Annotated in this window: 20 protein-coding genes; 13 read left to right on the forward strand and 7 right to left on the reverse strand. The window is 66.5% G+C overall.

Translation table 11 applies throughout. The annotated features are described in order from the left end of the window. Window position 1 precedes the first annotated feature (1 nt). The 11 genes from nusA (at window position 2) to gyrA (ending at window position 14,891) form a co-directional block, all read left to right on the forward strand. On the forward strand, window positions 2-1,507 hold the full coding sequence (gene nusA / locus DEO45_RS08370; RefSeq protein ID WP_114342468.1) for a transcription termination factor NusA: 1,506 nt from the start codon (window positions 2-4) through the stop codon (window positions 1,505-1,507). 130 nt (window positions 1,508-1,637) lie between these two features. Further along, window positions 1,638-4,442 carry a translation initiation factor IF-2 gene (gene infB / locus DEO45_RS08375; protein WP_114342470.1) on the forward strand — a complete coding sequence of 935 codons (2,805 nt, stop codon included), beginning with the start codon at window positions 1,638-1,640 and terminating at the stop codon, window positions 4,440-4,442. 95 nt (window positions 4,443-4,537) lie between these two features. After that, on the forward strand, window positions 4,538-4,921 hold the full coding sequence (gene rbfA, locus DEO45_RS08380) for a 30S ribosome-binding factor RbfA (protein WP_114342472.1): 384 nt from the start codon (window positions 4,538-4,540) through the stop codon (window positions 4,919-4,921). A gap of 27 nt (window positions 4,922-4,948) precedes the next feature. After that, entirely contained in the window at window positions 4,949-5,875 is a 927-nt protein-coding gene (gene truB, locus DEO45_RS08385) for a tRNA pseudouridine(55) synthase TruB (protein WP_114342911.1), read from the forward strand. Between the two features lie 166 nt (window positions 5,876-6,041). Beyond that, window positions 6,042-6,311 (forward strand): 30S ribosomal protein S15, encoded by a 270-nt coding sequence (gene rpsO, locus DEO45_RS08390; RefSeq protein WP_114342474.1) that lies wholly within the window; start codon window positions 6,042-6,044, stop codon window positions 6,309-6,311. Between the two features lie 82 nt (window positions 6,312-6,393). After that, window positions 6,394-8,499: a polyribonucleotide nucleotidyltransferase gene (pnp, locus tag DEO45_RS08395; RefSeq protein WP_114342477.1), complete on the forward strand. Its 2,106-nt coding sequence runs from the start codon at window positions 6,394-6,396 to the stop codon at window positions 8,497-8,499. A gap of 123 nt (window positions 8,500-8,622) precedes the next feature. Then, a complete protein-coding gene (locus DEO45_RS08400) occupies window positions 8,623-9,591 on the forward strand; it encodes a poly(R)-hydroxyalkanoic acid synthase subunit PhaE (protein ID WP_114342479.1) in 969 nt (322 codons plus the stop codon). A gap of 11 nt (window positions 9,592-9,602) precedes the next feature. Continuing rightward, complete coding sequence (locus tag DEO45_RS08405; RefSeq protein WP_114342481.1) at window positions 9,603-10,670, forward strand: class III poly(R)-hydroxyalkanoic acid synthase subunit PhaC; 1,068 nt, start codon at window positions 9,603-9,605, stop codon at window positions 10,668-10,670. Window positions 10,671-10,722: 52 nt separating this feature from the next. Continuing rightward, a complete protein-coding gene (mtnA, locus tag DEO45_RS08410; RefSeq protein ID WP_114342483.1) occupies window positions 10,723-11,739 on the forward strand; it encodes an S-methyl-5-thioribose-1-phosphate isomerase in 1,017 nt (338 codons plus the stop codon). Then, a complete protein-coding gene (locus DEO45_RS08415; RefSeq protein ID WP_114342486.1) occupies window positions 11,739-12,149 on the forward strand; it encodes a GtrA family protein in 411 nt (136 codons plus the stop codon). Before mtnA ends, DEO45_RS08415 begins: the two co-directional genes overlap by 1 nt. Window positions 12,150-12,287: 138 nt before the next feature. Next, window positions 12,288-14,891: a DNA gyrase subunit A gene (gyrA, locus tag DEO45_RS08420; protein ID WP_114342489.1), complete on the forward strand. Its 2,604-nt coding sequence runs from the start codon at window positions 12,288-12,290 to the stop codon at window positions 14,889-14,891. Window positions 14,892-14,938: 47 nt separating this feature from the next. Here the strand turns inward: gyrA and DEO45_RS08425 are convergent, their stop codons facing one another. Further along, entirely contained in the window at window positions 14,939-15,421 is a 483-nt protein-coding gene (locus DEO45_RS08425) for a peroxiredoxin (RefSeq protein WP_114342492.1), read from the reverse strand. A 142-nt stretch (window positions 15,422-15,563) separates the two neighbouring features. Here DEO45_RS08425 and DEO45_RS08430 point away from each other — a divergent pair, with 142 nt between their 5' ends. Together DEO45_RS08430 and DEO45_RS08435 are read left to right on the forward strand one after the other, a co-directional pair. Next, window positions 15,564-16,022 (forward strand): Hsp20/alpha crystallin family protein, encoded by a 459-nt coding sequence (locus tag DEO45_RS08430; protein WP_114342494.1) that lies wholly within the window; start codon window positions 15,564-15,566, stop codon window positions 16,020-16,022. A 96-nt stretch (window positions 16,023-16,118) separates the two neighbouring features. Then, window positions 16,119-17,015: a DnaJ C-terminal domain-containing protein gene (locus DEO45_RS08435; protein WP_114342496.1), complete on the forward strand. Its 897-nt coding sequence runs from the start codon at window positions 16,119-16,121 to the stop codon at window positions 17,013-17,015. Window positions 17,016-17,084: 69 nt separating this feature from the next. On the opposite strand, the gene pilH is transcribed toward DEO45_RS08435, so the two are convergent. The 6 genes from pilH to DEO45_RS08465 form a co-directional block, all read right to left on the reverse strand. Next, window positions 17,085-17,450, reverse strand: a complete 366-nt coding sequence (pilH, locus tag DEO45_RS08440) for a twitching motility response regulator PilH (RefSeq protein ID WP_008435575.1) — start codon at window positions 17,448-17,450, stop codon at window positions 17,085-17,087. A gap of 69 nt (window positions 17,451-17,519) precedes the next feature. Next, window positions 17,520-18,518 carry an acryloyl-CoA reductase gene (locus DEO45_RS08445; RefSeq protein ID WP_114342498.1) on the reverse strand — a complete coding sequence of 333 codons (999 nt, stop codon included), beginning with the start codon at window positions 18,516-18,518 and terminating at the stop codon, window positions 17,520-17,522. A 22-nt stretch (window positions 18,519-18,540) separates the two neighbouring features. After that, window positions 18,541-19,137, reverse strand: a complete 597-nt coding sequence (locus DEO45_RS08450) for a TIGR00730 family Rossman fold protein (RefSeq protein ID WP_114342500.1) — start codon at window positions 19,135-19,137, stop codon at window positions 18,541-18,543. Window positions 19,138-19,343: 206 nt separating this feature from the next. Continuing rightward, window positions 19,344-20,768 (reverse strand): dihydrolipoyl dehydrogenase, encoded by a 1,425-nt coding sequence (gene lpdA, locus DEO45_RS08455; RefSeq protein ID WP_114342502.1) that lies wholly within the window; start codon window positions 20,766-20,768, stop codon window positions 19,344-19,346. Between the two features lie 142 nt (window positions 20,769-20,910). Then, the gene (odhB, locus tag DEO45_RS08460; protein WP_114342505.1) at window positions 20,911-22,110 is read right to left on the reverse strand and encodes a 2-oxoglutarate dehydrogenase complex dihydrolipoyllysine-residue succinyltransferase; all 1,200 of its coding nucleotides are present in this window, start codon (window positions 22,108-22,110) and stop codon (window positions 20,911-20,913) included. Between the two features lie 84 nt (window positions 22,111-22,194). Further along, window positions 22,195-25,035, reverse strand: coding sequence for a 2-oxoglutarate dehydrogenase E1 component (locus tag DEO45_RS08465; protein ID WP_114342507.1), 2,841 nt, complete (start codon window positions 25,033-25,035; stop codon window positions 22,195-22,197). Window positions 25,036-25,303 lie beyond the last annotated feature (268 nt).

Here is a 25,303-nt window from a genome sequence, read left to right on the forward strand (position 1 = left end):
AATGAGCAAAGAACTTTTGCTGGTCGTCGACGCGGTCGCCAATGAAAAGGGCGTGCCGGAGGAAGTGATTTTCGAAGCCATGGAGGCCGCACTGGCCTCGGCCGCGAAAAAGCGCTACCCGGACGAGGAACCGGACATCCGCGTGTCGATCGACCACAACACCGGCGAGTACGAGACGTTCCGCCGCTGGGAAATCATCGCCGACGACGGCGAGATGGAGTCGCCGTCGTACCAGCTGCGCCTGATGGACGCGCTGGACGAGCGCGCCGACGCCCAGGTGGGCGAGTACATCGAGCAGCAGATCGAGAACGCCGAGTTCGGCCGCATTGCTGCCCAGGCTGCCAAGCAGGTGATCGTGCAGCGCGTGCGCGAGGCCGAGCGCCAGCAGGTGGTGGATGCGTTCGCCGACCGCGTGGGCGAGCTGGTCACCGGCATCGTCAAGCGTGTGGAGCGCGGCAACATCTACCTCGACCTGGGCGGCAATGCCGAGGCGTTCATTCCGCGCGACAAGACGATTCCGCGCGAATCGGTACGCGTGGGCGATCGCGTGCGCGGCTACCTGTACGAGGTACGCTCCGAGGCCCGCGGCCCGCAGTTGTTCGTGTCGCGCGCCGCGCCGGAATTCATGATCGAGCTGTTCAAGCTGGAAGTGCCCGAGGTCGGCCAGGGCCTGGTCGAGATCAAGGGTTGCGCGCGCGACCCGGGCGACCGCGCCAAGATCGCCGTGCTGGCGCACGACACGCGCACCGACCCGATCGGCGCCTGCATCGGCATGCGCGGTTCGCGCGTGCAGGCGGTCTCCAACGACCTCAACGGCGAGCGCGTGGACATCATCCTGTGGCACGAGAATCAGGCCCAGTACGTCATCAACGCGATGGCGCCGGCCGAGGTGCAGTCCATCATCATGGACGAGGAAAAGCACTCGATGGACATCGCGGTGGCCGAGGACAAGCTCTCGCAGGCCATCGGCCGCGGCGGCCAGAACGTGCGCCTGGCCAGCAAGCTCACCGGCTGGCAGCTCAACGTGATGACCCAGGATCAGGTCACCGCCAAGAGCGAGGCCGAGCAGGAGGCCGCGAAGGCGCTGTTCATGGAGAAGCTCGAGGTGGACCAGGAAATCGCCGTCATCCTCGTGCAGGAAGGTTTCTCCAGCATCGAGGAAATCGCCTATGTGCCCAGCGCCGAGCTGCTGGCGGTGGAGGGCTTCGACGAGGACATCGTCGAGGAACTGCGCGCCCGCGCCCGCGACGCCCTGCTGACCGAGGCACTGGCGGCGGAGGAGGGCGTCGACGAACATCAGCCTTCCGACGAGCTGCTTGCGCTGGAAGGGATGGACGAGGCGACCGCCTATGCGCTGGCCGCGCGCGAGGTGACCACGGTCGACGACCTGGCTGACCTGGCGGTGGACGACATGATCGATATCGAGGGCATGGACGAGGAACGCGCCGCAGCGCTGATCATGGCCGCGCGGGCGCCGATGATCGCACGGCTGGAGAAGGGCGGCTAACCGCAGGCGGCGGCGCCCCGGACGGGCGTGCCGAGAAAGGCCATGAGAGGCCTTTCACCATGGATGGAGGCGGCGGTGCAGTTGGTGCCGCACAGATGATAAGCGCGGGAACGGCGGAGCAAAGAACACGATGTCGGACGTCACGATCAAACAACTCGCCCAGGTGCTGGGCATGCCGGTCGACAGGCTGCTGACGCAGCTTGGCGAGGCAGGCATGAAATTCTCCGACCAGGAGCAGGTCATCAGCAGCACCGAGAAGGTGAAGCTGCTGGGCTTCCTGCGCCGCACGCACGGCAAGGGCGGAGTCGCGGCGGAAGTCGAGGACAGCGCGCCGCGCCAGATCACCCTCAAGCGGCGGACGGTCGGCGAATTGAAGGTGGCCACGCCGGGCGGCCGGGGTGCTGCAGGCACGGCCAAGACGGTCAACGTCGAGGTGCGTGCCAAGCGTACCTACGTCAAGCGCAGCGTGATCGCCGAGGAAGCCAGCGTCGAGCCCGAGCGCGAGGACGCCGTACGCAAGCTGCACGAATCGCAGCAGCAGCGCGAGCAGGAAGATCGCGAGCGGGCCGAGGCCGAGCATCGTCGTCAGGTCGAAGCGCAGCAGCGCGCCCTGGACGAGCAGCGGCAGCAGGAGGAAAAGGCGCGGATCGAGGTCGAGGCAGCAGCCAGCGCCGACGAGCCGGACACGGCCGAACCTGTCGCGGCGGCACCGGAGACGCCGGTCGCCGAGACGCCGGCAGGCGCCGGCGGCGAGGCGGACGCATCCGTCCAGCGGATCGACCAGCGCGAGCTGGGCATGATCCTTCCGCGCATCCACGAGCCGCGCAAGCGCGAGAAGCTGGTCAAGCCGGTCGCGGCGCCTGCCCCTGCACCCGCTCCGGCCGCGCGTCCGGCTGCAGGCGACGGGGCTGCGGCTGCGACGGCCGACGGCGGCCGCGGCAAGCCCAAGCATTCTCGCGAGCGCAACGACAGTGTCGGGGACAAGGAAGGGCGCGAGAGCGCCAGCAAGCGTTTCGCTGGCGGACAGATGCATCTCAGCGAGGCCGATCGTGCCCGCCGTTCTTCCAGCGGCAAGCGCGGCAAGACGGCCCGCGGCGGCCGCGAGCTTTCGCCGCGCGCCGGCGGCAGCACACCGACCGGTCCGCACGGCTTCTCGCGACCGACCGCACCGGTGGTGCGCGAGGTGGTCGTGGGCGATGCCAACATCGTCGCCGAACTGGCCCAGAAGATGGCGGTCAAGGGCTCCGAGGTGGTCAAGGCGCTGTTCAAGATGGGCGTGATGGCGACCATCAACCAGACCATCGACCACGACACCGCCGTACTGGTGGTTGAGGAACTCGGCCACACGCCGGTGGCCGACAACCAGAACAACGCCGAGGAGACGCTGGCGGCGCATACCCAGAACATCGAACTGGAGGGCGAGAAGGTCACGCGCCCGCCGGTGGTGACGATCATGGGCCACGTCGACCACGGCAAGACCTCGCTGCTCGACTACATCCGCCGCACCAAGGTCGCCTCCGGCGAAGCCGGCGGCATCACCCAGCATATCGGTGCCTACCATGTGGAGACTTCCAGGGGCGTGATCACGTTCCTGGATACCCCCGGCCATGCCGCGTTCACCTCGATGCGCGCCCGTGGCGCGCAGTCGACCGACATCGTGGTGCTGGTGGTGGCCGCCGACGACGGCGTCAAGCCGCAGACGATCGAGGCGGTGAAGCACGCGCGCGCCGCCAAGGTGCCGCTGATCGTGGCCGTCAACAAGATGGACAAGGACGGCGCGAACCCGGACAACGTCAAGCAGGGCCTGGTGGCGCAGGAAGTGGTGCCGGAAGACTGGGGCGGCGACGTCCAGTTCATCCCGGTGTCGGCCAAGACCGGCATGGGCGTCGAGGATCTGCTCGACGCGATCTCGGTGCAGGCCGAGGTGATGGAATTGAAGGCGGTCGTCGACGGCCGCGCTTCCGGCGTGGTAATCGAGTCCAGCCTGGACCGCGGTCGTGGCCCGGTGGCCACCGTGCTGGTGCAGCAGGGCACGCTGCGCAAGGGCGACTTCGTGGTTTGCGGCGTCGAATACGGCCGCATGCGCGCGCTGATCGACGAAACCGGCAAGCAGGTGGCCGAAGCGGGCCCGTCGATCCCGGTGCAGGTGCTGGGCCTGTCAGGCGTGCCGGAAACCGGTGACGACTTTGTCGCCGTCGAGGACGAGCGGCTGGCCCGCGAGGTCGCCGAGGAGCGTCAGCTCAAGCGGCGCGAGACGCGGATGGTCAGCAAGAGCAACCGGCTCGAGGACATCATCGCCAAGATGGGCCAGGGCGTGGAGCAGCAGACGCTCAACATCCTGGTCAAGGGCGACGTGCAGGGCTCGGTCGAGGCCTTGCGCGAGTCGCTGACCCAGATCGGCAACGATCGGGTCCGGGTCAACGTGGTGGCTTCCGGCGTCGGCGGCATCACCGAGTCCGATGCCACGCTGGCCGCCGCCTCGAAGGCGCTGGTGATCGGCTTCAACGTGCGTGCCGATGCTTCCGCACGCAAGGTGATCGAGACGAACGCCGTGGATGTGCGTTATTTCTCGATCATCTACGACGTGATCGACCAGGTGACCCAGGCGGCCACCGGCCTGCTCGGCATGGAAGTGCGCGAGGACATCATCGGTACCGCCGAGGTCCGCGACGTGTTCCGCAGCTCCAAGTTCGGCGCCGTGGCCGGTTGCATGGTCACCGAAGGCTCGGTCAAGCGGAACAAGCCGATCCGCGTGCTGCGCGACCATGTGGTGATCTTCGAGGGCGAACTGGAATCGCTGCGCCGCTTCAAGGACCTGGTCGACGAGGTGCGCGCCGGCATGGAATGCGGCATCGCCGTGAAGCAGTACAACGACGTCAAGCCGGGCGACCAGATCGAGTGCTTCGAACGCACCGAAGTGGCGCGCACGCTGTAAAGCAGAAACGGGTGTGCAGGAGTGAGAAATAAGAGAAGCGCAAACGCTCTCTCTCGTTTCTCACTCCTCTTCACTCACTACTCAGGTTTTTTTTCATGCCTTCCCGCGATTTCAAACGTACCGACCGCATAGGCGCCGAATTGCGCCGCGAGTTGGGCTTGCTGGTGCACGCGGCCGTGCGCGATCACGGCTTGCCGTCGACCAGCGTATGCGACGTGGAAATCACCCGTGACCTCGACTGGGCCACGGTGTGGGTGACCACCATGCTGCCGGAACAGGGGTTGCCTGCGGTGAAGGCGCTCAACGAGATGAGTCACGAGATCCGCCATGCGCTGGCGCACAGCGGCATGCGCATGCGGCGGGTGCCGGAGCTGAAGTTCAAGTACGACGATTCGGTCGACAAGGGCGAGCGCATCGAGTCGCTGCTGCGCCAGCAGGCGCGCGATCTGGCGCCGCCGGACGGCGACAAGCAGGGCTGAACGCAGCCATTGGGCACCGCCGAGCCGATGAGCCGTCCGCCGCGCATCCAGTTTCGCGACCTGCACGGCATCGTGCTGCTCGACAAGCCGCAGGGCCTGAGTTCCAACCAGGCGCTGCAGGCCGTGCGCCGTCTGCTGCGTGCGTCCAAGGGCGGCCATACCGGCGCGCTCGATCCACTGGCCACCGGCCTGTTGCCGCTTTGCTTCGGCGAGGCGACCAAGCTGGCTGGCAGCCTGCTGGGGGCGCGCAAGGCCTATCTGGCCGAGTGCCGGTTGGGCCTCACCACGGATACGGCCGACAGCGAAGGCGAGCTCGTCCGGCAATGTCCGGTGCCGCAGCTCGACGCGGCCGCGATCGAGGCGGCGCTGGCCAAATTGCGCGGTCGCATCCTTCAGGTGCCGCCGATGTATTCCGCACTGAAGCAGGGTGGCGAACGGCTGTATGCCAAGGCGCGTCGCGGCGAAACCGTCGAGGTGCCTCCACGTGAGGTGGATGTGTACCGGCTGGAGCTGCTGGCGCGTACCGATGACACGCTGCAGTTGCTGGTGGAGTGCGGCTCGGGTACCTATGTCCGTTCGCTGGCGGTGGACCTGGGCGAGGATCTGGGCTGCGGCGCCCACCTGACCGCGCTGCGCCGGATCTGGGTCGAACCGTTCCGCGAGCCGCGGATGGTCACCCTGACGCAGCTGGAGCAGGCGGCGGAGCAGGGCGACGAGGCCTTGCTGGCATGGCTGCTGCCGGTATCGGCCGGCCTGTCCGATCTACCGGTATTGCGGCTCGATGAGACGCAGAGCATGGCGATCTCGCGCGGCCAGCAGATCGCCTTGCCGGGTCTGGCGGAAGCCGGGCGCTGCGTGGCGTACGCCAGCGATGGTGCGTTGCTGGCGCTGCTGGAACCCGACGCCGAGGGGCGCGCGCGGATCCTGCGCGGCTTCAACCTTCCGCCGGATTGACGGATTCGCATGGTTTGACCGCGCCGCACTTGTTGTAACACCGTTCCCATCAGTAGAATACACAAGTTATTTCAACGCTTTCATTCAACTAGGCGAAGCTTGCGCTTGCGTCATCGCGATGACGCAAGCGCAAGCTTCGCATCGCCTTCCAAGGAAACGTATATCCATGTCTCTTACCGCAGAACAGACCGGCAAGATCATTGCTGATTTCGGCCGGGTGCCGAACGACACCGGTTCGACCGAAGTCCAGGTGGCGCTGCTGTCCGCCCGCATCGACCATCTCACCGACCATTTCAAGGAACACAAGCAGGACCACCACTCCCGCCGTGGCCTGCTGAAGCTGGTCAACCAGCGCAAGCGCCTGCTCAGCTATCTGAAGGACAGCGATCTTGCGCGCTATCAGACCCTGATCGAACGCCTCGGCCTGCGGCGGTAATTCGTGCGTTCATCCGTGAACGCAAAGATCAAGAGACGCCTATCCGTGGGCGCACTCCTCCATCAGATCAGGAATTAAGCACGTGGCAAAAGTAACCAAGTCATTCCAGTACGGTAACCACCAAGTCACACTGGAGACGGGCGAAATTGCCCGCCAGGCGTCTGGTGCGGTGATGGTCAGCATGGGGGGTACGGTAGTGCTGGTCACCGCCGTGGCCGCCGCCAAGCAGAAGGAAGGCCAGGACTTCTTCCCGCTCACCGTCGACTATGTGGAGAAGTTCTATTCCGCCGGCCGCATTCCCGGCGGTTTCTTCAAGCGCGAAGGCCGTCCGACCGAGAAGGAGACGCTGACCTCGCGCCTGATCGACCGCCCGGTGCGCCCGCTGTTCCCCGACGACTTCAAGAACGAAGTGCAGGTCATCGCCCAGGTCGTTTCGCTCGACCCGGAAATCGACGGTGACATTCCTGCGCTGCTCGGCGCCTCTGCCGCGCTGAGCCTTGCCGGCATTCCGTTCAAGGGCCCGATCGGTGCTGCCCGCGTCGGCTATGCGAACGGCCAGTACCTGCTGAATCCGTCGGCCACCGAGCTGAAAACCTCCCAGTTGGACCTGGTCGTCGCCGGCACCGCCGGCGCCGTGCTGATGGTGGAATCCGAAGCCCAGCTGCTGTCCGAGGACGTGATGCTCGGCGCGGTGATGTTCGGCCACCGGCAGATGCAGGCCGCGATCCACGCGATCGCCGAGCTGGCCGCCGAGGCGGGCAAGCCGTCGTGGGACTGGCAGGCGCCGGCCCGTGACGAGTCGCTGGCTGCTGCGGTCAAGGGTGCCGTCGGCAACCAGCTGGCCGAGGCGTTCCAAGTGCGCGACAAACTGCAGCGCCGCGACGCAATCGCCGCGATCAAGACCGACGTGCTGGCCGGGCTCAAGGCGCAGGCCGAAGAGAAAGGCTGGGCGGCCGGCTCGCTGGCCAAGGAATTCGAGGAACTCGAATACCACACCATGCGCGACAGCGTGCTGAAGACCAAGGTGCGCATCGACGGCCGCCAGCTAGACGACGTGCGCGCGATCACCGCCCGTGTCGGCGTGCTGCCGCGCACCCACGGCTCGGCGCTGTTCACCCGCGGCGAGACGCAGGCGCTGGTCGTCGTCACCCTGGGCACCACCCGCGATGCGCAGATCATCGACGCACCCGTGGGCGAGTCGAAGGATCCGTTCCTGTTCCACTACAACTTCCCGCCGTTCTCGGTGGGCGAGGCCGGCCGCTTCGGTGCGCCGAAGCGTCGCGAGATCGGCCACGGTCGCCTCGCCAAGCGTGGCGTGCAGGCGGTCAAGCCGACGATCGAGGCATTCCCGTACGTGCTGCGCGTGGTCTCGGAGATCACCGAGTCCAACGGTTCCTCGTCGATGGCCTCGGTGTGCGGCTCCTCGTTGGCGATGATGGACGCCGGCGTGCCGCTGAAGGCGCCGGTGGCCGGCATCGCGATGGGCCTGGTCAAGGAAGGCGAAGACTTCGTCGTGCTGTCCGACATCCTGGGCGACGAGGATCACCTCGGCGACATGGATTTCAAGGTGGCCGGCAGCTCCGAAGGCATCTCCGCTCTGCAGATGGACATCAAGATCGACGGCATCACCGAGGAGATCATGAAGGTGGCGTTGGCCCAGGCCAAGCGTGGTCGCCTGCATATCCTCGGCGAGATGAACAAGGCGATCAGCACCGCCCGTGCCGAGATGAGCGAGTACGCCCCGCGCCTGATCACCATCAAGATCCACCCGGACAAGATCCGCGAAGTGATCGGCAAGGGCGGCGCCACGATCCGCTCGATCACCGAGGAGACCGGTACCACGATCGACATCAGCGACGACGGCACCATCGTCGTCGGCTCGGTCAACCGCGAGGCTGGCGAAGCGGCACGCAAGCGCATCGAGCAGATCGTCTCCGACGTCGAGCCGGGCCGCATCTACGAAGGCAAGGTGGCGAAGCTGATGGACTTCGGCGCGTTCGTCACGATCATGCCGGGCAAGGATGGTCTGGTGCACGTGTCGCAGATTTCCGACGAGCGCGTGGAGAAGGTCTCCGACAAGCTGAAGGAAGGCGACATCGTCAAGGTCAAGGTGCTCGAAGTGGACAAGCAGGGCCGCATCCGCCTGTCGATGAAGGCGGTGACCGAAGAAGAACGCGCCGGCGTCTGAGTTTCCGGACAAGGCGATTCCACAAGGCCCGGCTCATGCCGGGCCTTGTGCATTTGGACGCCGATGATTTTGTGCAATAGGCTTTTGCTAGGATGCCGGGGAACCTTGCGCGAGGATGCATCGATGACCGATCCGGCCAATGATTTCATCAGGGACTACCAGACGCTGGCGCAGCAGTCGTGGGATGCCTGGTCGCGCCAGTTCCAGCCGCAGCCTGCGGCGAATCCGTTCGCGCCACCGCCGGCACCGATTGCCGGCAACGACATGCTGGAGCGCGCGCTGACCGGCCTCAAGGGATACTTCGACTGGATGCAGGCGGCCGCTGCCGGCAGCACGGCCGCGCAACCGGGCAGCGATTGGCGCCAGCAGCTGCAGCAGATGTTCGGCAGTGCCAGCCAGCCGTTCGCGCAGGCGTTCGGCGGCATCGACAGCGCCGGTGCGGAAGGCTTCGCACGACAGTGGCAATCCTGGCTGCAGGCGGCCCGGCACGGCGGTTTCGGCGACCTGCCGGGTGCGCACGGACCGGCACCGGCGTTCGGCCTTAACCGCGAGCAGCAGATGCAGCAGCAGGCCATGGCCACAGCGCTGCTGGAAGCGATGCAGGCGTCTGCCCGGTACCAGGAACTGATCCAGCGCGCCAACACGCAAGGGATGCAACGCCTGCAGGAGAAGCTGGCCCAATATGCCGAGCCGGGTCGCCAGATCGATTCGCTGAAGGGGTTGTACGACCTCTGGGTGGACGCGTCGGAAGAAGCCTATGCCGGGATCGCGCTGTCCGAGGAGTTCCGCGAGGTCTACGGCGAGATGGTCAACACGCAGATGCGCGTGCGCAAACTGCAGCAGCAACAGACCGAACAGCTCTGCCAGCAACTCGGCGTACCGACGCGCAGCGAAGTGTCGAGCCTCGGCGAGCGGCTGCAGGCCATGCGCCGCGAGCTGGCGGCGCTGAAGCGCCAGCTTGCCGGGAACCAGGCGGCTGCGACAGCCAAGGCAACGCCCGTCAAGCCCGCGGCAGCAGCGAAGAAGGCGCCGGCAAAAGCGGCGCGCAAGCCGGCCGCCAAGTCCGTTCCCAGCCCACGCAAACGCCAGTAAGGAGACCCGCCATGCAGACGCCATTGCGCATCGACCCGGCCAGGGTGCTCGCCGACATCGCCACGTTCCAGCGCAAGCTGGCCGCCGGCATGGGCCATCTGCGCGACATGCACGAGCCGGAGTATGCGAACACCCCGCGCGAGCTGGTCTACAGCGAGGACAAGCTGAAGGTGTGGCACTTCACCGGCCACGCCAAGGCAAGGTCGAAAACCCCGCTGCTGATCGTCTACGCGCTGGTCAACACGGTCTGGATGACCGACCTGCAGGCCGACCGCTCGATGGTGCGCAACCTGCTGGAGCAGGGCGAGGACGTCTACCTGATCGACTGGGGCTACCCCGACGGCGCCGATCGCTGGCTGACCCTGGACGACTACATCAACGGCTACCTCGACCGCTGCGTGGATGCGGTGCGCGAGCGGCACGGGCTGGAGGCGATCAACCTGCTCGGCATCTGCCAGGGCGGCGCGTTCTCGCTGTGCTACACCGCGTTGCATCCGGACAAGGTGAAGAACCTGATCACCATGGTCACCCCGGTGGATTTCCACACACCGGACAACATGCTGTCGGGCTGGTGCCGCAACATGGACGTGGACCTGTTCGTCGACACCATGGGCAACATCCCGGCCGGGCTGATGAACTATGTCTACCTCACGCTGAAGCCGTTGCGGCTGAACCAGCAGAAGTACATCGGCCTGGTCGACATCCTCGACAACCCGGTCGAACTGGAGAACTTCCTGCGCATGGAACGCTGGATCTTCGACTCGCCCGACCAGGCCGGCGAAGCGTTCCGCCAGTTCATCAAGGATTTCTACCAGAGCAACAAGCTGGTGAAGAGCACGCTGGAAATCGGCGGCCAGGTGGTCGATCTGGGCATGGTCACCCAGCCGGTGCTGAACATCTTCGCCGAGCAGGATCATCTGGTGCCGCCGGATGCGTCGCGCGCGCTGGGCAAGCACGTCGGCAGCACCGACTACACCCAGCTGGCGTTCAAGGGCGGGCACATCGGCATCTACGTATCGGGCCGCGCGCAACGCGAGGTACCGCCGGCAATCCACCAGTGGCTGCACCAGCGCGACTGAACCGTCCTCGCCTGCCGTGTGAAATGCGCACGCGGCGGGCGATAATGGACGGATGAGCGCATCCACCGACACCCACGATTCCATCCGCGCCGTGCAGTGGCAGGGCGATCACCTGCGCCTGCTCGACCAGCGCCTGCTGCCCGGCGAGGAGCGCTGGATCGACTGCCGCGACGCCGCGCAGGTCACCCAGGCGATCCGCGACCTGGCGGTGCGCGGCGCACCCGCGATCGGCATTGCCGCTGCATGGGGCGTGGCGATGGCAGCGCAGCAGGGCGTGCCGCTGGAACCGGTGCTGGCCACGCTGCGTGCCGCGCGACCCACCGCGGTGAACCTGATGTGGGCGCTGGACCGGATGAAACGGCGCATCGCGACCGGCGCCGACGCCGACGTGCTGCGCCGCGAGGCGCAGGCGATCCAGGATGAAGACCTGGCTGCGAACCGGCGGATGGGCGAGTCGGGCGCCAGCCTGATTGCCGCCGGCTCGGGCGTGCTGACCCATTGCAACACCGGTTCGCTGGCCACCGCCGGCTATGGCACCGCGCTGGGCGTGATCCGTGCCGGCGTGGCGGCGGGACGGATCGCGCGGGTCTACGCCGGCGAAACCCGGCCATGGCAGCAGGGCGCGCGACTGACCATGTGGGAGCTGGTGCGCGACGGCATCCCGGCACAGCTGATCGCCGATTCCGCCGCGGCGCACCTGATGAGATCCGGCGCGGTGCAGTGGGTGATCGTGGGCGCCGACCGGATCGCCGCGAACGGCGATACCGCGAACAAGATCGGCACCTACCAGCTGGCGATCGCAGCGAAGTACCACGGCGTGAAATTCATGGTGGTGGCGCCGTCCTCCACCGTCGACATGGCCACCGGCAGCGGCGAGGAAATCGAGATCGAGCTGCGCGACCCGGCCGAACTGCTCGGTATCGCCGGTCGTCGCGTCGTGGTCGAGGGCGCGCAGGCCTGGAACCCGGTGTTCGACGTGACGCCGGCGGAGCTGATCGACGCGATCGTGACCGAGCGTGGCGTGATCGAGCGGCCGAACAGCCTGGCGATGCAGGCCATGTTCGGATGATGAAACTCCCGCGCGAGATCGCGCTGTTCGCCGTCGGCGGCGTGCTGGGGTTGCTGGTCGACGCCGGGATCGTGCAGGCGCTGGTTGGCTGGGCCGCGTGGAATCCCTACCTGGCCCGCGTGCTGTCGTTCCTGGTCGCGGCAACGGTGACCTGGTGGTGGAACCGCCGTTATACCTTTGCCGCGCGAAGCAGCAACCGCGCGGCACATGCCGAATGGTTGCACTGGCTGGGGCTGATGAGCCTTGGCGCAATGGTCAATTACGGGGTTTACGCCCTGCTGCTGGTGGGCTACCCGCTGTTGCAGCACTGGCCGGCACCGGCCGCCGCCGCCGGTTCCGCCGTGGCTGCGCTGATCAATTTTTCGACAGCACGCGGGATGCTTTTCAAGTCCACCAGGACATCGTCCTAAGTTATTGATTAATATTGGTTAAATACTGTAGTTTTGACACGGTTCGTGCTACACTCCACGGGTTGATTTCGGGTCGCTTGCGCATGCGCTTGAGGCGCGGTGCCAGCGTCCTTTTTTCGTTATCAGGGAAGCCGATTCATGGCAGAACTCGCCAAAGAAGTGATTCGCGTCAACATCGAAGACGAGATGCGCCAGAGCTATCTCGATTACGCCATGAGCGTGATCGTGGGCCGCGCCCTCCCGGATGTACGTGACGGTCTGAAACCCGTGCATCGCCGCGTGCTGTTCGCGATGAACGAACTCGGCAACGTGTGGAACAAGCCGTACAAGAAGTCGGCCCGCGTGGTCGGTGACGTGATCGGTAAGTACCATCCGCACGGCGACCAGTCGGTTTATGACGCGATCGTGCGCCTGGCGCAGCCTTTCTCGCTGCGCTACATGCTGGTCGACGGCCAGGGCAACTTCGGCTCGGTCGATGGCGACAGCGCCGCCGCGATGCGCTACACCGAGGTGCGCATGTCGCGGCTCAGCCACGAGCTGCTGGCCGACATCGACAAGGAAACCGTCGACTTCGGCCCGAACTACGACGAGAGCGAGCACGAGCCGCTGGTGCTGCCCACGCGCGTGCCGAACCTGCTGGTGAACGGTTCGGCTGGCATCGCGGTCGGCATGGCCACCAATATCCCGCCGCACAACCTCAACGAGGTGATCGCGGCGACGATCGCGCTGATCGACGAGCCCGCGCTCTCGATCGACGACCTGATGCACTACATCCCCGGCCCGGATTTCCCGACCCACGGCATCATCAACGGTTCGTCCGGCATCATCGAGGCGTACCGCACCGGTCGCGGCCGCATCCTGGTGCGCGCGAAGGCCGAGATCGAGACCGAGCCGAACGGCCGCGAGACGATCATCGTCCACGAGCTGCCGTATCAGGTGAACAAGGCCCGGCTGATCGAGAAGATCGCCGAGCTGGTCAAGGAGAAGAAGCTCGAAGGCATCAGCGAGCTGCGCGACGAGTCCGACAAGGACGGCATGCGCGTCGTCATCGAAATCCGCAAGGATGCGATGGGCGATGTGGTGCTGAACAACCTGTTCCAGCAGACCCAGCTGCAGGTCACTTTCGGCATAAACATGGTGGCCCTGCTGGACGGCCAGCCGAAGCTGCTCAATCTCAAGGACATCCTCGAGGCGTTCATCCGCCACCGGCGCGAGGTGGTCACCCGTCGCACCATCTTCGACCTGCGCAAGGCGCGTGCCCGCGCGCACATCCTCGAAGGTCTCACCGTCGCGCTGGCCAACATTGACGAGATGATCGAGCTGATCAAGACCTCGTCGTCGCCGGCCGAGGCGCGCGAGCGCATGGTGGCGCGTCGCTGGGAAGCCGGCCTGGTGCGGGCCCTGTTGTCAGCCACCGGCGCCGATGCGTCGCGGCCGGAAGACATGGACCCGCGCGACGGCCTGAAGGCCGACAGCTACCAGCTGTCCGAGGCGCAGGCACTGGAAATCCTGGCGATGCGCCTGCATCGCCTGACCGGGCTGGAGCAGGAAAAGCTTTCCGACGAATACCGGCAGATCCTGGAAACCATCCGCGGCCTGATCGAGATCCTGGAGAACCCGGACCGCCTGCTGCAGGTAATCCGCGAGGAGCTGGAGGCGATCAAGGCAGAATTCGGCGACGCCCGTCGCACCGAGATCCAGCATTCACAGGAAGATCTCAACGTCCTCGACCTGATCGCGCCGGAAGACGTGGTGGTCACGCTGTCGCACACCGGCTACGTCAAGCGCCAGCCGGCCAGCACGTACCGCGCGCAGAAGCGCGGCGGTAAGGGGCGCTCGGCTTCCGCGCTGAAGGACGAGGACGTCGTCGAGCAGCTGTGGGTGGTCAACACGCACGACACCCTGCTCACCTTCACCAGTACCGGCCGCGTCTATTGGCTCAAGGTCTACCAGATGCCGGAGGCCGGCTCCGGTGCGCGCGGCAAGCCGATCATCAACCTGCTGCCGCTGACCACCGGCGAAAAGGTGCAGGCAGTGCTGCCGGTGCGCGAGTACGCCGACGACCGCTACGTGTTCTTCGCGACGAAGCACGGCACGGTCAAGAAGACCCCGCTCACCGAATTCGCCTACCAGCTGCAGAAGGGCAAGCAGGCGATCAAGCTCGACGAGGGCGACGCGCTGGTCAACGTGGAACTCACCGACGGCAACAGCGACATCCTGCTGTTCGCCTCCAACGGCAAGGTCAACCGCTTCGACGAGGGCACCGTGCGCTCGATGGGACGCACTGCCACCGGCGTGCGCGGCATGCGCCTGGCCGAGGGCGAGGCCGTGGTCTCGTTGATCGTGGCAGCCGAGGGAGACATCCTTACAGCGACCGAACGCGGCTACGGCAAGCGCACCGCGCTGGACGAGTTCCCCAAGAAGGGCCGCGGCACCCAGGGCGTGATCGGCATCCAGTGCTCCGAGCGCAACGGCGCGCTGGTGGCCGCGGTGCAGGTTGGCGAGGCGCACGAGCTGATGCTGATCTCCGACAAGGGCACGCTCGTGCGCACCCGCGTAGTGGAAGTTTCGCAGCTCGGCCGCAACACCCAGGGCGTCACCTTGATCCGCCTGCCTGCAGACGAGACCCTGGTCAGCGTAGTGCGGCTGGAGGCGGATGAGGATAACGGCGAGGAGGCCGAATCCACCGAGGCGCCGGGACCGGCCGATGACGGCGGCTTCCCGCCGGAGACCGCCGGGTAGGCCAGCGGCAAGCTGAGAAAAACCCCGGTCATGCCGGGGTTTTTCTTTTAGCGGCCGATCGCCGCCAGCATCGCCTCCGCACTGGAGACGCGCAGCTCGCCGGGTGCCTCGACCTGCAGCAGGCGCACCACGCCGTCTTCCGCGTAGAGCGCAAAACGCCGCGCGCGCAGGCCCATGCCGAAAGCAGTGCCGTCCAGTTCCAGGCCCAGCGCGCGGGTGAAGCTGGCGTTGCCATCGGCGAGCATCAGCAGGCCCGGGGGAACCTGCTGGACGCGGGCCCAGGCCTGCATCACGTAGGCATCGTTTACCGCCAGGCACATCACCTTCACCCCGGCTTCGTGGAAGTCGGCGTAGCGTTGCACGTAGCCTGGAAGATGCCGGCTGGAACATGTCGGCGTGAAGGCGCCGGGGACGGCGAACAGCACCACGCGGCTTCCGGCAAACAGTTCGCCGGTCCGGCAGGGGAGGATCTCCTCGCCGACCGCCGACAGCTCGACATCCGGCAGCGGCTGGCCGATCTGAATGGTCATGATGACGACTTCCTCCGTGGATGGTGTCGCCATGCTAGCGCTGCGGGAGGAAGCTTGTCGCCTTGAATCGGGAGCCATGAAAACCCACTTTCCGGACAGGCGGCGTTGGGCCGCAAACCCCTACCGACGAGGAGATACGAGCATGAATCTGAGTCGCAATTTTCCGTGGAATCCGGCCAGCGCGGCCAACATCGGCGACATCCGCGAGGCGTTCGATCGCCTGCTTGGCAACCCGGCCGAGGCGGACCAGTCCAACGTGGTGACCAGCCAATGGGCGCCGCGCGTGGACATCAAGGAAGAGGACAAGCGTTTCGTGATCTACGCCGACATTCCCGGCGTGGATCCCGAGAAGATCGAGGTGAGCATGGAAAAGGGCATCCTCACCATCAAGGGCGAACGCACCCTGGAGAACCGCGAGCAGAACGGCAAGTTCACCCGGCTGGAGCGTTCGCACGGTCTGTTCTACCGTCGCTTTGCGCTGCCCGACAGTGCCGATGCCGACGGCGTCACCGCGCATGGCAAGAATGGTGTACTGGAAATCGTCATTCCGAAGAAGACGGAGACCACGCCGCGCCGCATCACCATCAATACCGGCAGCTGAAACATTTCCGCGAGTATTGCGCGGGCGACCTGTCACGGACAATGATCCGCGGCAGGTCGTCGCGTGTGGAAAAGATCGAATCGGCAGGAGCGGTGCGTGGAATTCAAAGACTATTACGAGATCCTGGGGGTGAAGCCCGAGGCGAGCGAGGCCGAGATCAAGGCGGCGTATCGCAAGCTGGCGCGCAAGTACCACCCCGACAAGAACAAGGAGGCCGGCGCCGAGGAGAAATTCAAGGCGGTCAACGAGGCCAACGAAGTGCTCAGGGATGCCGAGAAGCGGCGTTCCTACGACCAGTTGCGCGCCGGCGGCTACCGGCAGGGCGAGCAGTTCCGGCCGCCACCCGGTTGGCAGGGCCAGCAGGGTTTCGGCGGCGGCGACGACGGCGACTTCAGCGATTTCTTCGAGAGCCTGTTCGGCCGTGCCGCCGGCGGCGGCCATCGTGGCCAGCCGCGGCCGCGGCGCGGCCAGGATGTGCAGGCGTCGGTGCAGATCGACCTGCAGACCGCCTTCGACGGCGGTCGCACGCGGCTGGCGATGCAGGATCCGGCCGGTGGCGAGCGCGTTCTGGAGGTGAAGATTCCGGCCGGAATCCAGTCGGGGCAGGTGATCCGCCTGTCCGGCCAGGGCCGCAGTGGCGCCGCCGGCGGCCCGAACGGCGACCTGCTGCTGGAAGTAGGTATCCGCGACGATGCGCGTTTCCGCCTGGACGGCCACAACGTGGTGCATGTGCTGCCGATCGCCCCGTGGGAAGCCGCGCTGGGCGCCACCGTGCCGGTGCCGACCCTGGCCGGCACGGTCGACCTGCGCATCCCGGCGGGCTCGCAATCGGGCCGCAAGTTGCGCCTGAAGGGGCGCGGCATGCCGGGTGCGCATCCGGGCGATCAGCTGGTGGAGCTGTCGATCCGCACGCCACCGGCCGACAGCGACAAGCAACACGCTGCCTACGAGGCGCTGCACGAGGCGTTCAAGGGCTTCGATCCCCGCCATTGAGCGGGTGCAACGCCTGAATGAAAACGGCGCCCAAGGGCGCCGTTTTTGCAGAGGCCTGGGTGGCAAGGATCAGCCGGGCAGGAATTCCTGCAGCGCCTTGAGCAGTTCCTCTTCCTTGATCGGCTTGGTCACGTAGGCCTTGGCGCCCTGGCGCATGCCCCAGACCCGGTCGGTCTCCTGGTCCTTGGTGGTCACCAGGATGATCGGGATGTGCGCGGTCTCGGCGTTCTTGCTGATCGTGCGGGTGGCCTGGAAGCCGTTGAGGTTGGGCATCACCACATCCATCAGGATCAGGTCGGGTTTCTCCGCCTTTGCCACTTCCACACCGGCGGCACCGTCCTCGGCGGAAAGGGTCTCATGCCCGAGTTTTTCGACGATCCGCTTGATGCCAAGCAGTTGCGACGGGGAGTCGTCGACGATCAGGATGCGTGCCATAAGGTGATAATCCCCTGCGAGTTTCGTTGATTCTAAGCCGTGGCGATGGTACTTCCAAGCACGGCTTCGTCAAACCGTGTTGCCGATGCGCACCAGGGTGCGGCCGAAGGAATCACCGGCGAGCATACGCGCGAACACGCCGGGGAGTTCGTCGAGGCCGACTTCATGGGTGGCGATACGGTCGAGGTGCCGCGGTTTCCAGTCGCCGGCGAGCTGCCGCCAGACCCGGTCGCGCAGATCGCGCGCAGTCCCGGCCGACGCAATGCCGAGCAGGCTCACGCCGCGGATGATGAATGGCATCACCGTGCTGTCGAAGGCGATGCCGCCGGCGTTGCCGCAGATCGCCACGTTGCCGTACGGGCTGACCAGCGGCAGCAGGCCGCCGAGCATGCTGCCGCCGACGTTGTCCAGCGCACCGCCGAAGCGGACGGAGTCCATCGGCTTGCCGCTGAAGGCGAGCTGGTGGCGGTCGATGCATTCGCTGGCACCGAGGCCGCGCAGGAAATCGAAGTGGTCGGCCTTGCCGCTGATCGCGTGCACCTCATGGCCGGCGCGGCTGAAGATGTCGATCGCCAGCATCCCCACGCCGCCGCTGGCGCCGGTCACCGCGACCGGGCCCAGCGCAGGCGTCTGCCGGTTGTCCTGCATGCGCAGCAGCGCCAGCGCCGCGGTGAAACCGGCGGTGCCGATGATCATGCTCTCGCGCAAGCCCAGGCCGGCCGGCAGCGGGATCGTCCAGCGTGCGTCGAGGCGCGCGTATTCGCCATAGCCGCCGTCGCGTGTCTCGGACAGGCCGCTGCCGGTGCACAGCACCGCGTCGCCTTCCCGGAAGGCCGGGTCGGTCGAGGCGACCACGTGACCGGCCACGTCGATGCCGCCGTTGAGCGGGTAGGTGCGCAGGATCCGGCCCTTGCCGGTGCCGGCCAGTGCGTCCTTGTAGTTGACCGAGGAGTACGCAACCTTGACCAGTACTTCGCCGGGCGACAGCTCGCCAATGTCCATGGCCTCGATGCCGGCGCGGTAGCCGGCGTCGTCGTTGCGGATGCGGAACGCGCGGAAGCTGGTCATCTCGATATTCCTCGGCAGCCGTTCAGGCGTTGACGCTGCTGGTGTCGATCCACTTGGGGATGTAGCTGCCCCGGTAGGCCTGCATCCACTCGAACAGGGCGGCCATGCTGTCGCCGAACCAGATGCTGTCGCGCTGCTCGGGACGCACGAAATGTTCGTCGACCATGTGCTCCATCATCGTGCGCAGGTCGCGATAGTAGCCGCGCACGTCGAGGAAGGCGCAGGGATAGCGGTGCAGGCCGAGCTGGGCCCAGGTCAGCATCTCGAACATCTCGTCCATCGTGCCGAAGCCGCCGGGCAGCGCCACGAAGGCGTCGGACAGTTCGTACATGCGCGTCTTGCGCTGGTGCATGGTCTCGACGACTACCAGCTCGCTGAGGCCCGGGTGCGCCACCTCCAGCTCCACCAGCTGGCGCGGGATCACGCCGACCGCCCTGCCGCCGCCGGCAAGCACCGCGTCGGCCACCACGCCCATCAGGCCGACCTTGCCGCCGCCGTAGACCAGCGCGATGCCGCGTCGGGCCATCTCGGCGCCGAAGGCACGCGCCTGTTCGGCGTACTCGGGATGCCGGCCACTGCTGGAGCCGCAGTAGACGCAGATGGCGGTGGGTAGGGGCATGCATTCGCCTTGGTGATTACGAAGGAACGACAGGACTCGTCATTCCCGCGAAAGCGGGAATCCATCTTGACCCTATCGCACGGGCACCATGGATTCCCGCTTTCGCGGGAATGACGACCGAGTGGGTTGCGGGCGAGCCGAACGAAGGCTCCGGATCCCGGATCAACGCATGTTCATGTGCTGTCCGGGATGAGCCCATCCTGGCCTCAGTTGCCCTTGTGGATGGCGCGCTTGTCGACCGACAGCGCGGCCTCGTGCACGGCCTCGGACAGGGTCGGGTGGGCGTGGACGATGCGGGCCAGGTCCTCGGACGAACCCTTGAACTCCATTGCCACCACACACTCGGCGATCAGCTCGGACACGCCCGGGCCGACCATGTGCACGCCGAGGATGCGGTCGGTCTCGGCATGGGCAATCATCTTCACCTGGCCGACCGCCTCGTTCATCGCGACGGCGCGACCGATCGCCGCGAACGGGAAGCTGCCGACCTTGTACGGCACGCCTTCGTCCTTCAGCTGCTTCTCGGTCTTGCCGGCCCAGGCGATCTCCGGCTCGGTGTAGATCACCCACGGCACGGTATCTAGATTGACGTGGCCGGCCTTGCCGGCGATCCACTCGGCCACTGCCACGCCTTCCTCGGAACCCTTGTGCGCCAGCATCGGGCCGCGCACCGCGTCGCCGATCGCCCACACGCCGTCGACGCCGGTGTGGTTGTGCTCGTCGACCACGATGCGGCCGCGCTCGTCCAGCTTCACGCCGGTGTCGTCGGCCAGCAGGCCGGCGGTGTAGGCGCGGCGGCCCACGGCGACCAGCAACTTGTCGACCACCAGTTCATGCGCGCCGTCCTTGTCCTCGTAGGTGAGGGCAATTTCCTTTTTCTTGACCTCGGCCTTGGTCAGCTTGGCGCCGAGCTTGATGGTCAGGCCCTGCTTGGCGAACTCGCGCGCGGCTACCTTGGCCACGTCGGCGTCGGCGACGGAGAGGAAATCCGGCAGCGCTTCGAGGATGGTGACATCGGCGCCGAGGCGCTTCCACACACTGCCAAGCTCCAGGCCGATCACGCCGGCACCGATCACGCCAAGGCGCTTGGGCACTTCGGCGAGGTCGAGCGCGCCGGCATTGTCGAGGATCATCTTGTTGTCGAACTTCGCGAACGGCAGTTCGATCGGCACCGAGCCGGAGGCGAGGATCACGTTGGTCGCGCTGATGGTTTCTTTCTTGCCGTCGGCGCCGGTGATCTCGACGCTGTTGCCTTTCAGCAGCTTGCCAGTACCGAAGTAAGGCGTGATCTTGTTCGCCTTGAACAGCTGGGCCACGCCGCCGGTGAACTGCTTGACGATCTTGTCCTTGCGGCCGATGAAGGTCGGCACGTCGATCTTCGCGTTGTCGGCCGTGATGCCGTGCACCCCGAAGTTGTGCGTGAGGTTGTGGAACTGGCGCGAGGAATCGAGCAGCGCCTTGGACGGGATGCAGCCCACGTTGAGGCAGGTGCCGCCAAGCGCCTGCTTGCCGTCCTTGCCGGCGAAGGCATCCACGCAGGCGGTCTTCAGGCCCAGCTGTGCGGCGCGGATCGCAGCCACATAGCCGGCCGGGCCGGCGCCGATGACGATGACATCGTATTTGTCGCTCATGATTTTCCTCTTTGCTCTTTCCATCTCCCGCCGGGAGAAGGTGGCGCGAAGCGCCGGATGAGGGTACGGGCGGAGCGAGGTGTTGCGGTATCACCGAACCCTCACCCCAACCCCTCTCCCGGCGGGAGAGGGGTTCAAGCGGTTACAGCCCCAGCAGCATCCGCTGCGGGTTCTCCAGCTGGTTCTTGATGTCGACCAGGAACAGCACCGCGTCCTTGCCGTCGATGATGCGGTGGTCGTAGCTGAGCGCGATGTACATCATCGGCGCGGCGATGATCTGGCCGTTCTCGACGATCGGACGTTCCTTGATCGTGTGCATGCCGAGGATCGCGCTTTGCGGCGGGTTGACGATCGGGGTGGACAGCAGCGAGCCGAAGGTGCCGCCGTTGGTGATGGTGAACGTGCCGCCCTGCAGGTCGTCCAGCGACAGCTTGTTGGCGCGTGCCTTGGCGGCGTAGTCGGCGATGCCCTGCTCGACCTCGGCGAAGCTCATGTCCTGCACGTCGCGCAGCACCGGCGTGACCAGGCCCTTGTCGGTGGACACGGCGATCGAGATGTCCTGGTAGCCGTGGTAGATCACGTCGTTGCCGTCGACCGACGCGTTGACGAACGGGTAGCGCTTCAGCGCCTCGGCGGCGGCCTTGACGAAGAAGCTCATGAAGCCGAGCTTGATGCCGTGTTCCTTCTGGAACGCGTCGCCGAGGGCTTTGCGCATCTTCACCACTTCGGCCAGGTTCACCTCGTTGAAGGAGGTGAGCATGGCGATCGAGTTCTTCGACTGCATCAGGCGCTCGGCGATGCGTGCGCGCATGCGGGTCATCGGCACGCGCTCTTCCGGACGCGCGCCCGGGGTCGGCTTCGCGGCCGGCGCGGCGACGGGAGCCGCGGCAGGGCGTGAGCCGGCGTTGACCACGTCTTCCTTGATGATGCGGCCATCGCGGCCGGTGCCGGCGATGGTGGAGGTGTCGACCTTGTTCTCGGTGGCGACGCGCTGTGCGGCGGGCGAAAGCTCGGCGGCGGCCTTCGAAGTGGCGGGGGCGGGTGCCGCAGCCGCGGGCGCCGGAGCGGCGGCTGCCGGAGCCGGCGCCGGCGCGGCGGCCACGGCGCCGGCCTCGATGATCGCGATGATCTGCTCGCTGTTCACCGTGTCACCGACCTGGTGGCGGATTTCCTTCAGTACGCCGTCGACCGGCGAGGGCACTTCCAGCACCACCTTGTCGGTTTCGAGGTCGACCAGGTTCTCGTCGCGCTTCACCGCGTCGCCGGCCTGCTTGTGCCAGGTGGCGATGGTGGCGTCGGAGACGGACTCAGGCAGGACGGGGACTTTGAGTTCGATGGACATGTGAATCCTTGAGTTGGTGCGCTCGTCCATGATCGCGAAGATCAAGAAGCGGCCATCCTGGCCGCACTGTTCAGAGAAGCCGCTTTATTCCGCAGAGTGGTCGGTGCCGATCGCAGCGGTCAGTGCCTGTTCGACGAGTGCCGCCTGTTCGGCGACGTGGGTGTTGTGGTGGCCGGCGGCCGGCGCCGGCGAGCGTGCACGTCCCGCGTAGGAGAGGCTGTGCTTGGCTCCGATGCAGGCCTGCAGGTGGTGGCGGATCTGGAACCAGGCGCCCTGGTTCATCGGCTCTTCCTGGCACCAGACGACTTCCCTGGCCGACGGATACTTGTCCAGCTCGGCGCTGACCTCGGCACGCGGGAACGGGTAGAGCTGCTCCACGCGCACGATCGCCACCTCGGCGAGGTTGCTCTTTTCGGCTTCCTCCAGCAGGTCGTAGTAGACCTTGCCGGAGCACAGCACCACGCGCTTGACCTTCTTCGCGGCCAGCTCGCGATGCTCGCCGATCACCAGCTGGAAGCTGCCGTTGGCCAGCTCGTCCAGCGTGGACACCGCCAGCTTGTGGCGCAGCAGCGACTTCGGCGTCATCACGATCAGCGGCTTGCGCGCGGCGCGCAGCATCTGCCGGCGGATCATGTGGAAATCCTGCGCCGGCGTGGTCGGCACGCAGACCTGCATGTTGTCCATCGCGCACAGCTGCAGGAAGCGCTCAAGGCGCGCGGAGGAGTGCTCCGGACCCTGGCCTTCGTAGCCATGCGGCAACAGCAGCACCAGGCCGCACAGGCGATTCCACTTTGCCTCGCCGGAGCTGATGAACTGGTCGATCACCACCTGCGCACCATTGGCGAAGTCGCCGAACTGGGCTTCCCAGATATTGAGCGTGTCGGGATCGGTGGTGGAGTGACCGTACTCGAACGCCATCACCGCTTCCTCGCTGAGCAGCGAGTCGATCACCTCGACGTCGGCGCCCCCGCGCACGGTGGCCAGCGGCATCCAGGTGTGGCCGTCCTTCTGGTCGTGCAGCACTGCATGGCGGTGGAAGAAGGTGCCGCGGCCCGAGTCCTGGCCGACCAGGCGCATGTCATAGCCGCCCTCGACGAGGGTGGCGTAGGCGAGGTTCTCCGCGAAGCCCCAGTCGGCCGGCAGCTCGCCCGCGGCCATCTTGCGGCGGTCGTCGTAGATCTTCGCCACGCGGGCCTGCAGGGTGAGGTCGGCCGGCAGGGCGAGGATCTTGCCGGCCAGCTCCAGCAGCTTCTGCTTCGGCACCGTGGTGTCGACCGGCATCGACAGCTTGCCGCCGAGGAAGCGGGCCCAGTCGACGTGGCCGTCGCGCACCGGCGCCGGGTCCAGCTCGGTCATCGGTGCGCCGGCTTCCAGGCGCGCGCGGTAGGCGTCGAACTGCTTGGCGGCTTCGCCCTCGGCCAGCACGCCTTCCTTCACCAGCTGCTGCTGGTACAGGTCGCGCGCGGTCGGGCGCTTGCGGATGATCTGGTACATCACCGGCTGCGTGGCGGCCGGCTCGTCGGCCTCGTTGTGGCCGTGGCGGCGGTAGCAGACCAGGTCGATCACCACGTCCTTGCGGAACTGCTTGCGGAACTCGTAGGCAAGCCGGGTCACCAGAATCACCGCCTCCGGGTCGTCGCCGTTCACGTGCAGCACCGGCGCGTTGACCATCTTGGCCAGGTCGGTGCAGTACATGGTGGAACGCGCGTCCTGCGGGTTGGAGGTGGTGAAGCCGACCTGGTTGTTGATCACGATGTGCAGGCTGCCGCCGATCCTGAAGCCGCGGGCCTGCGACATGTTGAACAGTTCCATGTTCACGCCCTGGCCGGCCAGCGCGGCGTCGCCGTGGATCAGCACGGCCACCGACTGCAGGTGCGCGGTGTCGCGGCGGCGGGTCTGGCGCGCGTGCACCGAGCCGGTCACCACCGGGTTGACGATTTCCAGGTGCGAGGGGTTGAACGCCAGCGCTACGTGCACGCCGCCCTTGGGCGTCTTGACGTCGGCGGAGAAGCCCATGTGGTACTTCACGTCGCCGGAGTGGGCCGGATCGTCTGGATGGTCGAAGCGGCCCTCGAACTCGTCGAACAGGGTCTTCGGCGGCTTGCCCAGGATGTTGACCAGCACGTTGAGGCGGCCGCGGTGGGCCATGCCGATCACCAGCTCCTTGATGCCGTTGTCGCCGGCGGCGCGCACCACGTCGTCGAGCATCGGGATCAGGCTGTCCCCGCCTTCCAGCGAGAAGCGCTTCTGGCCGACGTACTTCGTGTGGAGATAGCGCTCCAGGCCCTCGGCGGCGGTGAGGCCGTCCAGCACGCGCTGCTTGCCGGTCTTGTCCAGGCCGCTCTGGCCGGTGGCCTGCTCGAGCCGGCTGTAGATCCAGTTGCGCTGCTCATGGTTGCTGATGTGCATGAACTCGGCGCCGATCGTGCTGGCGTAGGTCTTCTGCAGGCGACCCAGCAGCTCGCGCAGCTTCAGGCGCTGGCCGCCGCCGGCGTAGTTGCCGGTGTCGAATTCGGTGTCGAGGTCGGCGTCGGAGAGGCCGTGGAAGGCGAGGCCGAGGTCCGGCGCGGGCATCTTCTCGGTCAGGCCGAGCGGGTCGAGCTCGGCGGCGAGGTGGCCGCGCGAGCGGTAGGCGGTGAGCAGGCGCAGCACGCCGGCCTGCTTGCGCGCGTGCTCGTCGCTCACCGGCGCGGCGGCGACGCCGTTGTGGCGCTGCTTCTGCGCCGCCTCGATGCGCGCGATGGCTGCGGTGTGGGAGACGTCCCCCGATTCGCGGCCCTTGAAGGAGGCAAAGTAATTGGCCCATTCGGCCGGCACCGACGAGGCGTCGGCCAGCCAGGCGTCATAGAGGGATTCGACGTAATCGGCGTTGCCGCCGGCGAGTTGGGAGGATTCGAAGAACTCGCGAATCAGGTTTGTAGTCACGTCACCACCGGCAGGGAAGGGATGCTTGCGGCCATCCGTGTGACCTTTGAGGTCGCGGCTTCCGTCCGGTTTTCAAGCCCGGCAGACCGCTCGTACGGATGACTGGGGAGAATCCCGACGATTATAGCCTTTGGCTGCTGCGGCGCGGCAACCCGCGAACCGCCCGGAACGGGCTGCCGGCGGGCATTTCGACGATGGTCTAGGGCACGTTTTGCCGCAGGCTGCGGTTTCATGCGGTTTGCCGCGCGGTCGGTGTCATCCGGGGAAG

This window comes from Rhodanobacter denitrificans (assembly GCF_003335105.1).
GTDB classification, from domain to species: Bacteria; Pseudomonadota; Gammaproteobacteria; order Xanthomonadales; family Rhodanobacteraceae; genus Rhodanobacter; species Rhodanobacter denitrificans_A.

Bases quoted from the DNA above. Each gene is read 5' to 3' on its own strand.
- nusA (WP_114342468.1), top strand. From the start codon at position 2: ATGAGCAAAGAACTTTTGCTGGTCGTCGACGCGGTCGCCAATGAAAAG.
- infB (WP_114342470.1), top strand. From the start codon at position 1,638: ATGTCGGACGTCACGATCAAACAACTCGCCCAGGTGCTGGGCATGCCG.
- rbfA (WP_114342472.1), top strand. From the start codon at position 4,538: ATGCCTTCCCGCGATTTCAAACGTACCGACCGCATAGGCGCCGAATTG.
- truB (WP_114342911.1), top strand. From the start codon at position 4,949: ATGAGCCGTCCGCCGCGCATCCAGTTTCGCGACCTGCACGGCATCGTG.
- rpsO (WP_114342474.1), top strand. From the start codon at position 6,042: ATGTCTCTTACCGCAGAACAGACCGGCAAGATCATTGCTGATTTCGGC.
- DEO45_RS08400 (WP_114342479.1), top strand. From the start codon at position 8,623: ATGACCGATCCGGCCAATGATTTCATCAGGGACTACCAGACGCTGGCG.
- DEO45_RS08405 (WP_114342481.1), top strand. From the start codon at position 9,603: ATGCAGACGCCATTGCGCATCGACCCGGCCAGGGTGCTCGCCGACATC.
- mtnA (WP_114342483.1), top strand. From the start codon at position 10,723: ATGAGCGCATCCACCGACACCCACGATTCCATCCGCGCCGTGCAGTGG.
- DEO45_RS08415 (WP_114342486.1), top strand. From the start codon at position 11,739: ATGAAACTCCCGCGCGAGATCGCGCTGTTCGCCGTCGGCGGCGTGCTG.
- gyrA (WP_114342489.1), top strand. From the start codon at position 12,288: ATGGCAGAACTCGCCAAAGAAGTGATTCGCGTCAACATCGAAGACGAG.
- DEO45_RS08425 (WP_114342492.1), bottom strand. From the start codon at position 15,421: ATGACCATTCAGATCGGCCAGCCGCTGCCGGATGTCGAGCTGTCGGCG.
- DEO45_RS08430 (WP_114342494.1), top strand. From the start codon at position 15,564: ATGAATCTGAGTCGCAATTTTCCGTGGAATCCGGCCAGCGCGGCCAAC.
- pilH (WP_008435575.1), bottom strand. From the start codon at position 17,450: ATGGCACGCATCCTGATCGTCGACGACTCCCCGTCGCAACTGCTTGGC.
- DEO45_RS08445 (WP_114342498.1), bottom strand. From the start codon at position 18,518: ATGACCAGCTTCCGCGCGTTCCGCATCCGCAACGACGACGCCGGCTAC.
- DEO45_RS08450 (WP_114342500.1), bottom strand. From the start codon at position 19,137: ATGCCCCTACCCACCGCCATCTGCGTCTACTGCGGCTCCAGCAGTGGC.
- lpdA (WP_114342502.1), bottom strand. From the start codon at position 20,768: ATGAGCGACAAATACGATGTCATCGTCATCGGCGCCGGCCCGGCCGGC.
- odhB (WP_114342505.1), bottom strand. From the start codon at position 22,110: ATGTCCATCGAACTCAAAGTCCCCGTCCTGCCTGAGTCCGTCTCCGAC.